Source organism: Hyalangium sp., from assembly GCF_035629615.1.
Taxonomy (GTDB): Bacteria; Myxococcota; Myxococcia; order Myxococcales; family Myxococcaceae; genus Hyalangium.
This window is the reverse complement of record NZ_DASPHO010000378.1, coordinates 1-14,441: the sequence shown is the minus strand read 5'-3', so window position 1 is coordinate 14,441 and position 14,441 is coordinate 1. Positions and strand designations below refer to the sequence as shown.

At 67.7% G+C, this 14,441-nt stretch carries 9 protein-coding genes; 7 read left to right on the top strand and 2 right to left on the bottom strand.

Annotated features, from left to right (window positions below; translation table 11 throughout):
* Positions 1 to 50: 50 nt before the first annotated feature.
* From VD972_RS19330 to polA, 7 genes are all read left to right on the top strand, one after another.
* A complete protein-coding gene (locus tag VD972_RS19330) occupies positions 51 to 2,156 on the top strand; it encodes a hypothetical protein (protein WP_324989100.1) in 2,106 nt (701 codons plus the stop codon).
* 63 nt (positions 2,157 to 2,219) lie between these two features.
* On the top strand, positions 2,220 to 3,092 hold the full coding sequence (locus VD972_RS19325) for an FHA domain-containing protein (RefSeq protein WP_324989098.1): 873 nt from the start codon (positions 2,220 to 2,222) through the stop codon (positions 3,090 to 3,092).
* 103 nt (positions 3,093 to 3,195) lie between these two features.
* Positions 3,196 to 3,732 carry an A24 family peptidase gene (locus VD972_RS19320; protein ID WP_324989096.1) on the top strand — a complete coding sequence of 179 codons (537 nt, stop codon included), beginning with the start codon at positions 3,196 to 3,198 and terminating at the stop codon, positions 3,730 to 3,732.
* Between the two features lie 32 nt (positions 3,733 to 3,764).
* Complete coding sequence (locus VD972_RS19315; protein ID WP_324989095.1) at positions 3,765 to 5,216, top strand: type II and III secretion system protein family protein; 1,452 nt, start codon at positions 3,765 to 3,767, stop codon at positions 5,214 to 5,216.
* Between the two features lie 138 nt (positions 5,217 to 5,354).
* A complete protein-coding gene (locus VD972_RS19310) occupies positions 5,355 to 7,166 on the top strand; it encodes an ATPase, T2SS/T4P/T4SS family (protein WP_324989093.1) in 1,812 nt (603 codons plus the stop codon).
* Between the two features lie 6 nt (positions 7,167 to 7,172).
* A complete protein-coding gene (locus tag VD972_RS19305) occupies positions 7,173 to 9,368 on the top strand; it encodes an FHA domain-containing protein (protein WP_324989090.1) in 2,196 nt (731 codons plus the stop codon).
* 71 nt (positions 9,369 to 9,439) lie between these two features.
* Positions 9,440 to 12,148 (top strand): DNA polymerase I, encoded by a 2,709-nt coding sequence (gene polA / locus VD972_RS19300; protein ID WP_324989088.1) that lies wholly within the window; start codon positions 9,440 to 9,442, stop codon positions 12,146 to 12,148.
* A 295-nt stretch (positions 12,149 to 12,443) separates the two neighbouring features.
* Here polA and VD972_RS19295 read toward each other — a convergent pair whose 3' ends face one another.
* Together VD972_RS19295 and VD972_RS19290 are read right to left on the bottom strand one after the other, a co-directional pair.
* Positions 12,444 to 12,959 (bottom strand): hypothetical protein, encoded by a 516-nt coding sequence (locus VD972_RS19295; protein WP_324989087.1) that lies wholly within the window; start codon positions 12,957 to 12,959, stop codon positions 12,444 to 12,446.
* A 284-nt stretch (positions 12,960 to 13,243) separates the two neighbouring features.
* Positions 13,244 to 14,368 carry a peptidase MA family metallohydrolase gene (locus VD972_RS19290; protein ID WP_324989085.1) on the bottom strand — a complete coding sequence of 375 codons (1,125 nt, stop codon included), beginning with the start codon at positions 14,366 to 14,368 and terminating at the stop codon, positions 13,244 to 13,246.
* Between the last annotated feature and the right edge of the window lie 73 nt (positions 14,369 to 14,441).

Below are 14,441 nucleotides of genomic sequence, written 5' to 3'. Positions count from 1 at the left end.
GCCCGTGACGAGAGACAGGGGACCTCGACGTGCGAGTAGGAGACCGAGCCTTGAAGCGCTTCGTGGTGCATTCCGTTGTCTACCTTGCGTTGGGCGTGGGGGTCCTCGGTGGCTGCTCCGAGTCGCTGACCCAGCAGACGGCCGCGGGGCTGTCGGGCACCTACGATCTGACGGTGGTGGGTGGCTATGTCTTCGTCACCTCCGCGGACCAGAACGAGCTGCGCGTTCTGGATCTCACCGCTAGCCCGCGTGACTGGGTCCGCGCACCCAACCCGCTCGAGTCGCTCTCCATCCCGGTGTTGAAGCGGCCGCTCTACCTGGCGCGAGACGTGCGCTACGACGCGGAGGGCCAGGAGGTCCAGGGCCCCTACGTCTACGCGCGCAGTGCCGGCACCCAGGAGATCTCCGTGGTGGGGGCGGAACCGACGATCTTCCGGCAGGTGAAGCTCCTGGAGGGGCTCGGGTTCGTCACGGCCTTCGCGGGCCGGGGCGGGGAAGGGGGCAGTGTCCTCTACTACGCCACCCAGGACGTCACCGGGGCGCAGCTCTTCCGGCGGACGCTGCCAGGGCCGGAGGCACTCGAGAGTGAGCAGGACCCGAGCAAGCTCCGGGGAGAGCGGATCTCCCTCCAGACGCCGTTGACGGGAGAGACGGTCACCGCGCTTGCCGTGCTGCCGTCTCCCACGGGCGTGGAGCGCATTGCTGTCGCCACCCGGAGCATCGCTGCGAGCTCGACCGATCCTCAGCAGGGACGGACGTTCGAGCTCGACGCGGTCAGCGGAGCAGAGCTCAAGGAGTACCAGTTCCCCGGGCCCGTGCGCCTGCTGGCCACCCACTCCAAGGTGGCGACGACGGGCCTGGAAGAGGGGACATGCAAGCTCGACGACACCACCCCCGCGAAGGCCGCGCTCGCAGCGGGCGAGTACCTCTTCGGCGCGCTGGATGAGAGCGTGTGCGCCAACCAGGAGCAGGAGGCGTGCTCTGGCATCATCGCGGTGGAGACCGCGACCGGAGCGGTGGCCCTGGACTCTACCGGCCATCCCATGCTCCCCATCCGGGTCGGACAGGCGCTGCCCGCGGGGTTGACCCTCGCGCAGAATGCCAGCATCAGGGTCCGCTGTAACGAAGAGAGCGCCGTCCAGAAGCGCCCCCTCGTCGGGATCGTTCCGGCCTCCAACGGGCTGATCCACTTCTTCGACGCGGTGAGCTTGCGGCCGTTCGACCTCAACACCCCGGATGCAGCCGATGCCGCCACTCCCGATGACGTCGCGGCGACGGGGCACGCGGTCGTCAACATCAACGGGGAGACCAAGGTTCCCGAGGGGCGCACCGCCAATGGCTACATCGATCTCGAGGTGAGGGAGGGCGCGACTCGGGATGAGACCTATCGTGTCCTCTACGAAGGTGCGTTCCAGGGCCTCTCCGGGCGGCCCTTCACCGACGAGCTCAGGCGCTGCGAGGGTGACGCCTGCTCCTTCTTCGTGGAGGCGGCGAACGTCATGCCCCCAGCGGGCGAAGAGGCCATTGTGCGCCCGGGGGATCTCATCACGCTGACGAACGAGGCGGGGGCCTGCCCCACGGCTCTCTCCGTGATCAGCACCCGCTCCGAGCCCCCGCCCAATGGCGGGGCGACCCGGGGCGTCCTCACGGCGGGCCGCATCCCGGGCGATTGCCCGGATCCCCTCCGCTTCACTGTACGAGCCGGTCCACAATATCCGCTGGTGGTGTACAGCGACTTGCGGGGCTATCTGGGACGGCTGGCGGCGGTGGACACGCCTGCGGACATGCCCTTCAGGATCCCGGGGGGCTACTACTTCCACCCCCAGGGCTTCAGTGACGACGCAAGGTTCCGTACGGCCAGCGCCTACCTCCGGCTGTCCAACCTCAATGGTCTGACCCAGGCCCTGACGCGAGGGGATCAGCTCATCGTCTCGGCCCGCTCGGGCTACCTGCCCTTCGTCGTCGGCCTGGACACCGGTAGCTTGTCTGCAGGGCTGTCGTCCTACCGCCTCCCAGGTCCTGTGGTGCATACAAAGGTAGGAGACTCAGACTTCGCCTATATTGCCTATCCTTCAGCGGATGGCATTCTTCAGTTCTCCCTGGCTGGCATCGTGGACAACACCGCCAACACCACAGGTCTGGTACCCTTTGAGTAACTGGGCGGGCAGGGAGACCTCTGCTATCGTGTCCCACCTCTCAGACTTTCCGAGTCGACACCGATGATTGACCAGAACTCCCGCCCCGCTCGCAAGGTCGGCATCGCCGACCACCTGTGGGAGACGTTTGAAGAGATGGCCCAGCAGATGGGCTCGGACCGCGACGCGCTCATCAACCAGGCGCTCTTCATGTTCGCGCGTCTCAATGGCTTCATCGAGGTGGGCAAGCCCACCCGAGCCGAGGCCCCGGCTCCGCTCAACGTGGTGCCGCCTGCTTCCGCGCGTCCCTCGGGAGGCGGGCCCTCCGTGGGTAAGTCCGGGCCGCCCGTGCTCGCCGCGGCCCCCGCGCCCGTGAAGCCCGCGCCCGTGCGCGACGATCCCCCCTCGCGCCAGCCGCCGCGCCCGGTGGATGATCGTCCCTCCTCCAACGCCCTGGACAATGATCCGGTGCGCCGCGAGGTGGCCGAGCGCGTGCTGGAGACCGCCGCCGAGCTCGAGCGCCTCATCAAGGGCAAGAACGAGCCGCCTCAGCCGGTGGATGACGACTCCGTCGAGGACGAGGCCCCGCCCGATCTGCCCGAGGACTCGGGCCTGCAGAACATGGGCGACGAGGAGCCGCAGGACGAAGAGCCCATGGACGAGCCGAGTGAGGAGGGCGCCGCGCTCTACCTCATCACCGAGGGCGGCGATCAGCAGAAGATCGCCAACGATCGCTTCGTCATCGGCCGAGGCAAGCACTGCGACTTCGTCATCAACTCCGGCAAGGTTTCCCGCGAGCACGCCGTCATCGTCCGCGAGGGAGACGACTACTTCGTCGAGGATCTGGGCTCCTCCAACGGCACCTGGTTCAACAAGCAGCGCATCAAGCGCCGCAAGATCGAGGACGGGGACGAGTACTTCATCTGCAGCGAGAAGATCCGTCTCGTCATCCGCTGAGCCGATCCGGGCCTTCCAGGGCCTTCGTGTGTTCACCAATTGACTGAATGCGGGGCTCCCTGATTTAGTCCGGGAGCCTGGCCTCAGAACGGCCAGGCGACGGATGACCCCTGTTCAGATCGCGCTGTGGACAGTCCTGGGAGTGGCACTGGTGATCTCGGTGGTGACGGATGTCCTGCGCCGAAGGATCCTGGACATCGTCACGTATCCGCTGATGGTGATCGCGCTCGGGGTGCGCGTGTGGACGGAGGGCGTGGGGGATCTGGAGAAGGGGCTGATCAGCGGGGTGGTGTCGGGGGTGGGGCTGGCGGTGCTGCTGGTGCCTGGGGCGCTGCGCGGCAAGATGGGCTGGGGCGACGTGAAGCTCATGGGCGGGGTGGGGGCGGTGCTGGGCTTCCCAGCGGTGATGGCGGCCGCGGCCTTCATCTCCCTGGCAGGCGCCTTCCAGGCAGTGGTGACGATCATCTGGAAGGGCGAGGTCTGGGACACGCTGTCCGCTCTGCTGAGGCGGTGGGCGGTGAGGGCCCGGCTGTTGAGCGCGGACGCCGCGCCGGCAGCGCAGAAGCACATTCCTTACGGGGTGGCCATCGCCCTGGGCACTTTCTGGGCCATGTGGTGGCAGAAGACCAACTCGAGCTAGCTCGGATTCGACGCGCAGAGGGGACTCGCACGATGTCTACACGCTTCACGCACCACGCCGCGACGCTTGGCGTATGCCTCGCCCTGCTCCTGTCCGGTACCTCCTGGGCCCAGGAAGGCAGCACCATCGCTCTGGGCGTGGGCACGCAGAAGGTCGTCACCATCCCGGGCATCACCCGTATCGCCCTGGGCGATCCGAGCATCGCCGAGGTGAGGACCATCGGGAACAACCAGGTCCTCATCGTCGGTCAGGCCGAGGGCAAGACGACGCTCCTCATCTGGAAGAACTCCGGACAGCGCGTCAGCTACCTGATCGCCGTGCGCCGGCAGGACCCGAACGAGATCATCGCCGAGATCAAGAAGCTGCTGGGCGAGATCGAAGGCGTGTCCGTGCGCATGGTGGGTGACCGCATCTACCTGGACGGCCAGGCCTACACCACGCAGGACGCGGATCGCATCGAGCAGGTGGTGTCGCTGTACCCGAACGTGAAGAGCTTCGTGAAGATCGCGCCCAACGCCAAGAAGCTGGTGGCGCAGAACCTGAACGCGGCCTTCCAGAAGGCGGGCCTGCGCAACGTGCAGGCCAACGTCGTGGGCTCCACCATCTTCCTGGAGGGCTCCGTGGAGAGCCAGCAGGATCTCCAGAAGGCGGAGCTGATCACCAAGGCCATCGGCGAGAAGGTGGAGAACCTGCTGGTGGTGGGCATCAAGCGGATGATCCTCTCCGAGGTGCAGTTCGTGGAGATCCGCCGCAACAGCCGCGATCGGTACGGCATCCGCTACCCCACGGACATCTCCGGCGGCGTGGCGGCCGGCGCCACCTTCACCCAGGAGCTGTACCCGGGCACGTTCGGCTCGGGCACCTCCAACGCGACGGTGACGGCGGGCTCGGAGCTGTCCTTCGGCTTCCAGGCCAACGACGGTTACGGCCGCCTGCTGGCCCAGCCCAAGCTGGTGTGTGCCAGCGGTGAGAAGGCAGAGTTCCTTGCTGGCGGCCAGGTGCCCATCCCCCTCATCACCAACAACCAGTTCTCCGTGGAGTTCAAGCCCTACGGCGTCATCCTCAACCTGCGCCCCACCGCGGATCGCAACGGCAACATCCAGACGGAGATCGAGGCAGAGGCCTCGGAGATCGACACCTCGGTGGCGGTGTCCTTCGGTGGCTCGGCCTCCGTGCCCGGCTTCCGCACCCGCAAGGTGAAGACGAACGTCACCGTGCGCCACGGGGAGACGATCGTGCTGTCCGGCGTGTTCAGCCACGACGAGCAGAAGGCCGTGTCCAAGCTGCCCGGCCTTGGCCATATCCCCATCGTGGGCGAGCTCTTCAAGAGCCGCGCGTTCGACTCCACCAAGCGCGAGCTGGTCATCTTCGTCACCCCGCGCATCGTCAACCCGGACTCGGACAAGATCCGCACGATCATCGAGGACGTGAAGACGCGCTACAAGCAGGCCCGCACCGAGGTCAACTTCAACATCTTCGACTGAACCTGAGCGGTTGCCTGCCTGGCCAGGGGCCGGCCTCGTCTCCCTCGGAGATGGGCGCCGGCCTCGGCATTTCCGGCCCTTGCGAAAGGCGCGCCACCCGCTTTGAGCCTGAGAGGGCGCTTGGTACCATCCGGCCCTATGTTTCTAGTCACTCTTGCCGAGAAGGGTGGCGGCACCGAGCAGATCGAGTTCGAGAAGAACGAGATCACCATTGGCCGCCTCGCCGGGAACGACATCGTTCTCGGGAAGGGCAACGTCTCCAAGTATCACTCCAAGATCGTCTCCAAGGACGGCAAGTTCATCATCCTGGACATGAAGTCCACGAACGGCACGTTCGTGAACGGCAAGAAGATCGCCGCGCCCCAGGTGCTCAAGCCGACGGACAAGATCTACATCGGGGACTACATCATCAACGTGGAGCCGCTGGCGGAGCTCAGCACGGGCTCCGCCCCGGCCTCTGACGAGGAGCCACCGCCGGACGAGGGCTACGAGGACGAGGAGGGCTACGAGGGCGACGAGGAGCAGTACGAGGAGGAGCGCTTCGACGAGGAGCCCCCCGCCCCCGCGCCCATGCCGGTGCGGGCCCAGCCGCCCGCGGGTGGGGACAAGAAGAACATGCCGGCCTCGCTGGCGGCCGCCCTGCAGAAGAACCGGCGCAAGGTGGATCCGCGCATCGAGCGGTACACCCGGCTGCAGAAGGAGATCCATGACCGGCTGATCGAGTACCTGGATCTGCGCCGCATGGACATGGACCGGCTCGGCGACGAAGAGCTGTGGCGCCGGACCGAGAAGGCCATCCGCGACATCATCGATCAGATGGACGCGGACGGAGAGCTCCCGGAGGAGGTGGACCGGGAGGAGCTGCTCACCGACGTCATCAACGAGGCGCTGGGCCTGGGGCCCCTGGAGGCGTTCCTCGCGTCGGAAGAGATCAGCGAGATCATGGTGAACCACGCCAACCAGATCTACATCGAGCAGCGCGGCAAGCTGACGCTGTCGGAGAAGACGTTCTCCTCCAACCAGGCGGTGCTCGGCGTCATCGAGCGCATCGTGGCGCCGATCGGCCGGCGCATCGACGAGTCCAGCCCCCTGGTGGATGCGCGCCTCAAGGACGGCAGCCGCGTCAACGCCATCATCCCGCCGCTGGCGCTCAAGGGCCCCTGCATCACCATCCGCAAGTTCAAGAAGGACGCGCTGAAGATCCAGGATCTCATCAAGTACAAGACCGTCACCGCGCAGATGGCCGAGTTCCTGGAGATGTGCGTCCGCGCACGCAAGAACATCGTCATCTCCGGGGGCACGGGCTCCGGGAAGACGACGACGCTGAACATCATCAGCTCGTTCATCCCCGATGATGAGCGCATCATCACCGTGGAGGACGCCGCGGAGCTGCAGCTGCCCCAGGATCACTGGGTGCAGCTGGAGAGCCGCCCGCCCAACCTGGAAGGCAAGGGCGCCATCACCATCCGCGATCTGGTGAAGAACTGCCTGCGCATGAGGCCGGATCGGATCGTCGTGGGCGAGTGCCGCTCGGGCGAGACGCTGGACATGCTCCAGGCCATGAACACGGGCCACGACGGCTCGCTCACCACGCTGCACGCCAACACGCCGCGAGACGCGATCGCCCGGCTGGAGACGATGGTGCTCATGTCCGGCATGGAGCTGCCGGTGAAGGCCATCCGAGAGCAGATCGCCAGCGCCGTTCACATGATCGTGCAGCAGACGCGCTTCTCGGACGGGACGCGGAAGATCTGCTTCATCACCGAGGTGTCTGGCATGGAGGTGGACATCGTCACCCTGCAGGACATCTTCTATTACAAGCAGGACGGCTTCACGGACGACAACAAGGTGCGCGGTCGCTTCGTGGCGTCTGGCTTCGTGCCCAAGTTCTACGATGACCTGCAGCGCAAGGGCATCCCCGTGAACATGAGCATCTTCCGGGAGGACTAGCTCGCCATGCCCACACTGGTTGTCCGGCATCCTGATGGCAGCGAGACCGAGCACGAGCTCGCTGATGAGCTGACGATTGGCCGCCAGGAGAGCAACGCACTCGTCCTCACCGAGGGCGGCGTGTCCCGCCAGCATGCCCGCTTCTTCGTCGAGGGCGGCAAGGTGCTGCTGGAGGATCTCAGCAGCGCCAACGGCACGTACGTGGATGGGGAGCGCATTGGCGAGGTGACGGTCCTCACGTCCCAGTCACAGGTGGTGCTGGGAGACTATGAGCTGAAGCTCAAGGGCGGAGGGGGACGGAGCTCCACGGGAGCGCGCAAGAGCGCGAGGCCGGCCCCGCCCAACGCAGGACCCGACGAGGGCGGGCCGAGGGCCACCCGGGCGCTGCCCAGCATCAAGCCGGCGCGTCCTCCCGGCTCGGCGCTGGCGAGGTCCGAGCGTGCGTCCGCCGGAGCGTCCCCACCGCAGCCCATGCTCCGAGGGTTGACTGGGCCCTGGGCGAACAAGACCTATCCCCTCCGGGGCAAGGTGCTGGTGGGCCGCACGCCGCCGGCCGGGGTGCTGCTGGAGGACGACTCGATCAGCCGCAAGCACGCGGAGCTGGAGCGCAACCCTCGCGGGGCGGTGTTCCTGCGCGATCTGGGCAGCGCCAACGGCACGCTCCTCAACGGAGAGCGGATCGGCCAGGAGGCCGTGGAGATCTCCCCGGGCGACATCGTCCAGTTCGGCATGGTGGAGGTGGTGTACGAGTCCGGTGACGGGAGCAGCGTGCCCGTGCGCCGGGATCGGGGCGGAGCTCCCGCCGGAAAGGGCAAGGCCGATCCGAGTGACGCGCCGCCGCCCAACAAGCGCAAGAAGCTGCTCATCGTCGCGGGAGCCACGGTCGGGCTGCTGCTGGCCGCGGGCGTCGTCAAGCAGATCACGGCGACGCCCGAGCTGCCGCCCGAGATCGTCGAGCCCGTGCTCGAGGATCCCCGGGAGAAAGTCCAGGCCCTGCTGAGCGAGTGCCGCTCCTTCGCGTCCTCGGACATGGGGAGCGAGCCCCAGTGGGGAAAGGCAGAGGCCAAGTGCGAGGAGGCCCGCGTCCTCGATCCCATCAACACCGAGGTCAACGCCCTCATCAAGAAGATCAAGCTGGAGAAGGAGTCCAGCGGCTACTTCGAGCAGGGCGCCAGGCTGCTCCAGCGCCTCAAGGAAGAGGAGGCGCTCGACGTGCTGCAGAAGATCTCCAAGGAGAGCCAGTACTTCCGCCGCGCGAAGATCAAGATGGACGAGGCCCTGGCGCAGGTGAACAAGCGCGCCGAGGACGACTGCAAGCGCTACCTGCGCGACGGACAGTGGAGCGCCGCCGTGCCCCGCTGCGATCGGTACATGGGCTACTGGTGCCAGAGCCAGACACGCGAGGATCTCGAGCCCCCGCTCGGCTTCAACGTGTCCCTGTCGGGCCGGATCGGCAAGCGGGAGTGGCGCCCGAAGGACAAGCTCTTCGTCCAGTTCCTCATCGCCCGGAAGAAGCTGGATCCCAGGGCGGAGCTGTGGAAGTGCACGGCGGGCTTCAGGGGCGAGCAGACCAACGGGGACGAGCCCAGCGCGAGGGTGAGGAAGATGTTCAAGGAGAAGTTCCCCAACCCGTACATGAACGCCGCCCTCTTTGACTACTGGGGTGGCCGCGCCAACGAGGCGCTCGCCAAGCTCCAGAAGGTGCGCTCCAACTACGAGCAGGCCTCGCTGCATGGGCAGACGGACGATCTGCTCAAGGCCGTGTCCAACGTGGACAACCGCTTCAAGGACGGCTCGTCGGATCTCACGGCCGGGGATGTGGAGAAGGCCGCCGAGTCCTTCGATGAGGCGCTGGACATCGACAAGCGGCTGATGGGCGATCTCTGGGAGACGGTGCCCTCGTTCTACCGGAAGAACATCCAGAACGACATCGCGGACAAGGCCTACGAGCGTGGCCGGGACTGGATCAAGCGCGAGGATCCGCTCCGGGCCTGCAGGCTGTGGAAGGTCGGCTTCCGGTTCTACAAGGGCAACACGGATCTCATCCGCGTGCTGAGCAACGTGTGCTCCACCCAGGGCACGCGGCTGTTCTCGAGCGCGGGCCGCTGCGAGGATCTGGTCGAGGTGGCCCTGTGGGCGGTGCCGGGAGACGGGCTCGAGGAGAAGATGGCCAAGAAGAAAGAGGAGCTGCAGTGTAAGTAGGGCTCCAGGCGTCCGGCAGGGCGCCCGCGAGAGGCGTGGACAGGGCAGGGGAGGCGCGCTAAGGCCCGGGCATGGTCCCGAGCCCCCCTCGCTCCGCGCCCGTCCTCACGCTGATTGATGCCTCTGGCTTCATCTTCCGCGCCTACCACGCCATTCCCCCGCTCTCCACGAGCAAGGGCGTGCCCACCAACGCCGTGCTCGGCTTCACGCGCATGGTGCTCAAGTCGCTGAAGGACTTGCAGCCCACGCATGTGGCGCTCGCCTTTGACAAGGAGAGCCGCACCGAGCGCCAGAAGATCGATCCCAACTACAAGGCCCACCGCGAGGGCCCGCCCGAGGATCTGGTGCCCCAGTTCGAGCTCATCCGCCGCGTGGTGGAGGTGCTCAACCTGCCCGTGCTCGAGGTGGCCGGGTGGGAGGCGGACGATGTGATTGGCACCCTGGCGAAGCGCGCCAAGCAGGAGGGCTTCTGCGTCCAGGTGGTGACGGGGGACAAGGACTTCATCCAGATCGTGGATGAGGACGTGCGCCTCTTTGATCCGATGAAGGACGTGCACACCGGCCCCACCGAGGTGAAGGAGCGCCTGGGCATCGAGCCCCGGCAGATGCGCGACTACCTGGCGCTGATCGGTGACGCGGTGGACAACGTCCCCAAGGTGCCGGGTATCGGCCCCAAGACGGCCACGGAGCTGCTCCAGCAGTTCGGGGATGTGGACACGCTGCTGGCCCGGCTGGACGAGGTGAAGAAGCCGAAGATCCGCGAGGCGCTGGCCGCCAACCGCGACACCCTGCTCATGGCCCGGCAGCTCGTCACCTTCAAGACGGATCTGGAGCTGAAGTCCCCCATCACCGAGCTCGCTCGCCGCCCCATCGACACCGCGCGCGCCAAGCAGCTCTTCACGGAGCTGGAGTTCTACCGGCTCGTGAACGAGCTGCCGGCCGACACCACCGCCCCGAAGCCCGCCGAGGCCGCCGCGCCCGCCGCCGCCGCCGCGCCCGCCACGCTCATCACCACCGAGGAGGCGCTGAAGGCGTTTGCCCAGGACGCGCGCACCGCCGGCTCACTCTTCCTGGTGCCCTCGTACGAGGGGCCTCCCTTCACCGCGCCCCTGGTCGGCCTGGGGCTGGCGCTGCCCGATGGCCGCACGGCCTATGTGCCCCTGCGCCACCAGGTGCTCGGCGCCACCCAGGTGCCCGTGTCGGCCTTTGCCTCGGTCATGGGCGAGCTGCTCGCGGACCCGGGCGTCAAGAAGGGCGGGCATGATCTCAAGGCGCTGACGCAGGTGCTGGCCAGTGGCGGGCAGACGCTGCGCGGGGGCCATGACGATGTGGAGCTGCTCAGCTACCTGCTCAACCCGTCGCGCCGGGAGCACGCGCTGACGGATCTGGCCCGTGAGCGGCTGAACACGGAGCTGCCCGCGCTGCCCGCCTCCACGGAGGGGAAGAAGGGCAGGGCGCTGGCGGACCATGGCCCGGAGGAGGTGGCCCAGGCCTACGCGGATCGCGCGGACGCTGCGCGGCGCCTGGCCCCCAAGCTCTGGGAGGAGCTGGAGGAGGTGGGCATGGCGAAGCTGGCGCGCGAGCTGGAGCTGCCGCTGCTGCCGGTGCTGGCGCAGATGGAGCGGCGGGGCGTGAAGCTGGACACCCCCGTGCTCCAGACGATCTCCACCAAGGTGGACGCCGAGTGCGAGGCCAAGGTGAAGCACATCCACCAGCTGGCCGGCCAGGAGTTCAACGTGGGCTCCAACCCGCAGCTGGCGCAGGTGCTCTACGAGAAGCTCCAGCTGCCCGTGCTCAAGAAGGGAAAGACGGGCCCCTCCACCGATCAGGAAGTCCTGGAGAAGCTCTCAGAGCAGCACCCGCTGCCCGGCGCCATCCTCGAGTACCGCTCCCTGTCCAAGCTCAAGAGCACCTACCTGGACACGCTGCCGGGGCTGGTGGCCAAGGACGGGCGCATCCACACCACCTACCATCAGGCGGCCACCGCCACCGGGCGCGTGTCCTCGTCGGATCCCAACCTGCAGAACATCCCCGTCCGCACGGATCTGGGGCGGGAGATCCGCCGCGCCTTCATCGCCGAGCCGGGCCACCAGCTCGTCTCCGCGGACTACAGCCAGGTGGAGCTGCGGCTGCTGGCCCACATCGCCGAGGATCCCGTCCTCATCGACGCCTTCCAGCACGACGAGGACATCCACAGCCGCACCGCCGCGGAGATCTTCGGCACCACGCCGGACAAGGTGGATCGCGATCAGCGCCGGGTGGCCAAGACGGTGAACTTCGGCATCGCCTACGGCCTGTCCCCTCACGGCCTGTCCACGCGCCTGTCCATCTCCGTGGAGCAGGCGCGCGACATCATCGAGCGCTACTTCACCCGCTACGCCGGCATCCGCCGCTACCTCGAGGACACCGTCCTGCAGGCCCGGAAGACGGGCTACGTGGAGACGATGTTCGGCCGGCGGCGGCTCATGGCGGATCTCCACTCGCGCAACCGGCAGGTGGCCCAGGCCGCCGAGCGCGCCGCGATCAACATGCCCATTCAGGGCACCGCGGCCGATCTCATCAAGAAGGCCATGCTGGCGGTGGACGAGGCGCTCACGAAGGAAGGCCTGCGCACCGTGATGCTCCTCCAGGTGCACGACGAGCTGCTCTTCGAGGCGCCGGACGCCGAGGTGGAGCAGGTGAAGGAGCTGGCGCGCCGGTGCATGTCCCAGGTGGCCACCCTCAAGGTGCCCCTCAAGGTGGACGTGGGCGCTGGGAAGACGTGGGCGGAGGCCCACTGAGGCCCGCAAAAAGTCCACGGGAGGGAGCGCCAACCCCCGAAGGCACTCCCCCCCGCGTTCCCCCTCCCTGCTTCATTCCTGCGACAACACGGCCGATCCGTCCGACCGACGAGGCGCGTAGACCCCCATCCACGCGTCCCTGCGGCCCTCTGGCGCGCTCACCTGGCCCCCATGCCGGGAACACGCCCCCCGTTTCGCGTCACGAAGACCCCCGACTCCGTGACACGCCCCCATCCTCCGCCGGCCCTCGGACGCTCCCTCGCAGAAGCATCAAGCCGGACGGATCGGCACACCTTCAGTGAAGCGCGGCGCGCTGCCCCTCGGCGCCCGGCAGAGTCCGGACCTCCGCAGCCCGCTCGAACCACTCCACCACCAGACCTCCGAAGGGCACCCGAGGCCTCTCGGCTGACACATCCTTCAGGCGCTGCAGCAGCGCCACCGCCGAGTCCACCGCCTCGTCCACGCTGCGGTTCACCACCGCGCGCTCCGAGTCCCCGCCGCCCAGCACCTCCACCGCGTCCACCATGCAGCGGCGCAGCAGGGCGAACTCCTCGTAGAGGCCCCGCGCACCGCGCTCGGAGGACAGGCGCAGCACCGCGCGCGTCCGGCTCCAGGCGCTCGTGTCAGCACCGGCCAGGTTCTTCCCCACTTCGCGGATGAAAGGCTCCACCAGTCCATCCAGCAGGCTGTGGGCCGCAGAGGCCTTCGCGTTCCCCATGCACCGCACCCGCCGCCACGCTGCCGCGAGCCGCTCTGGTTGCTGGGTGAAGACCCGAGCCACTCCCACCGCCCGCTTCGCACGCTCCGTCATCTCTGGTGTCCTCCGCGTCACGGGCATGGCTAAAGCAAGTCGCTGGCCAGCGGGCACGAAGTCCCATTGCTCAAGAAAATCAGTGCTTTGGACGGAGCCCTCGTCCCAGGGGGAGGGGGTGGAGCCGTAATTTCTCCGGTTGGGGCTCCGAAAGGATGGGCCTGGGCATGCCCTTTCCTACTGTCCGCCTCATGTGATCCGAGGTAGGCACTTCCAATGTAGGACCGTGGGCGAAACAGGGGCACATGGTTTGCTGCCCGGCGCGCTCTCGTCGGCTGGCTGCCTCAGTGGAGCGTGGTCTTGGGAGGACGGAGCCCGTGCTCTTTCTCACCCTCCGAGGACTCGCGTGGCTCCTCCGGCGGTAGCTCCACCCACTCGGCGGCGGCTTCCTCGGGAGGGGGCAGGCCTCGCTGAGCGGCCTCGGCGGCCAGTACCCGGATCGCAGCGTCCTCGGCGGCCTCCGCGGCAGCGTCCTCGGCGGCCATGGCCTCCAGGCGCGCGGCCCGCTGGAGACGACGGCGGATGTACGCGGCAACACAGAGCACAGGGGCCACCAGCCAGGCCAGCTGCATGCTCGTGGTGAGTGGCAGCCAGCCGAAGCGCGTGGACAGGCCGCCGCGCCAGGCGTTCTCCTCCACCGTGAGCGAGGAGCGGAAGGCCTTGCCGAACGCCGTCTCGAAGCGCTCGCCCTTGGACACCAGCTCCAGCAGCTGGTTCATGGGGCCCGGGCCGTGGGTGCCGGCCAGCCAGGCCATGAAGTCCGCGCTCTGGGCGTACGCCACCTCCACATCCGAGGGCATGTCCGGCCAGGCCTCGGAGAGATCCTCGAAGTGGAACACCCGCTCCTGCGTCACCGCGCGGAAGAGCGCCGCATAATGGGTGATGGCGACGCGCTCGCCGGTGAGGTGCTGGGCCATCCCCTCCTGGAACCAGCGGGGCCATACCGGCGCGAACTGTCCTAGCGCCACATGGGCCAGCTCATGCCGCAGGGTGACAGGGCCCTCCGGCCCGGAGAGGTGGCGCGCGTTCAAGAGGATGATGCCGTGGGCGGGATAGGCGAGCGCCACGGCCCACTTGGGCGGCGCGCCCCCAGGCAGCGCCAGCTGCTCGTACTCCGCGCGATCCACGCCGACGCGGATCTCCGTGATGCCCGGCCAGTCCCTCCCGAGCACCCGCACGAAGGCGTCACGCACGAGCTCGATCCTCTCCGCGAGCGCCCGGGCCGCGCCCTCCGAGCGCGCGGTGAAGAGGATGCGGAAGCGCTTCGTGGTCACCTCGCCCGTGACGAGCGGCGGGCGTGCGGTGGGCACCAGGGCGGGCTCTGCCATGCCGTGGGCGCTCGGAGCTCTCTCCTGAGCAACAGCCAGCGGTGCGGCCAGGAGGAAGGACAGGACCAGGAGCAGGCGCATGAAGAGACTCACGTGCCCTGAGACATAACAGCCTCGACCCATGCGGCATCAACTCCGTGGAGGGCCACTCGCT

What these genes read in the sequence shown, in the direction of transcription:
- polA (WP_324989088.1), top strand. Translation starts at nt 9,440, where the DNA reads ATGGTCCCGAGCCCCCCTCGCTCCGCGCCCGTCCTCACGCTGATTGAT.
- VD972_RS19315 (WP_324989095.1), top strand. Translation starts at nt 3,765, where the DNA reads ATGTCTACACGCTTCACGCACCACGCCGCGACGCTTGGCGTATGCCTC.
- VD972_RS19295 (WP_324989087.1), bottom strand. Translation starts at nt 12,959, where the DNA reads ATGACGGAGCGTGCGAAGCGGGCGGTGGGAGTGGCTCGGGTCTTCACC.
- VD972_RS19290 (WP_324989085.1), bottom strand. Translation starts at nt 14,368, where the DNA reads ATGCGCCTGCTCCTGGTCCTGTCCTTCCTCCTGGCCGCACCGCTGGCT.
- VD972_RS19305 (WP_324989090.1), top strand. Translation starts at nt 7,173, where the DNA reads ATGCCCACACTGGTTGTCCGGCATCCTGATGGCAGCGAGACCGAGCAC.
- VD972_RS19320 (WP_324989096.1), top strand. Translation starts at nt 3,196, where the DNA reads ATGACCCCTGTTCAGATCGCGCTGTGGACAGTCCTGGGAGTGGCACTG.
- VD972_RS19310 (WP_324989093.1), top strand. Translation starts at nt 5,355, where the DNA reads ATGTTTCTAGTCACTCTTGCCGAGAAGGGTGGCGGCACCGAGCAGATC.
- VD972_RS19325 (WP_324989098.1), top strand. Translation starts at nt 2,220, where the DNA reads ATGATTGACCAGAACTCCCGCCCCGCTCGCAAGGTCGGCATCGCCGAC.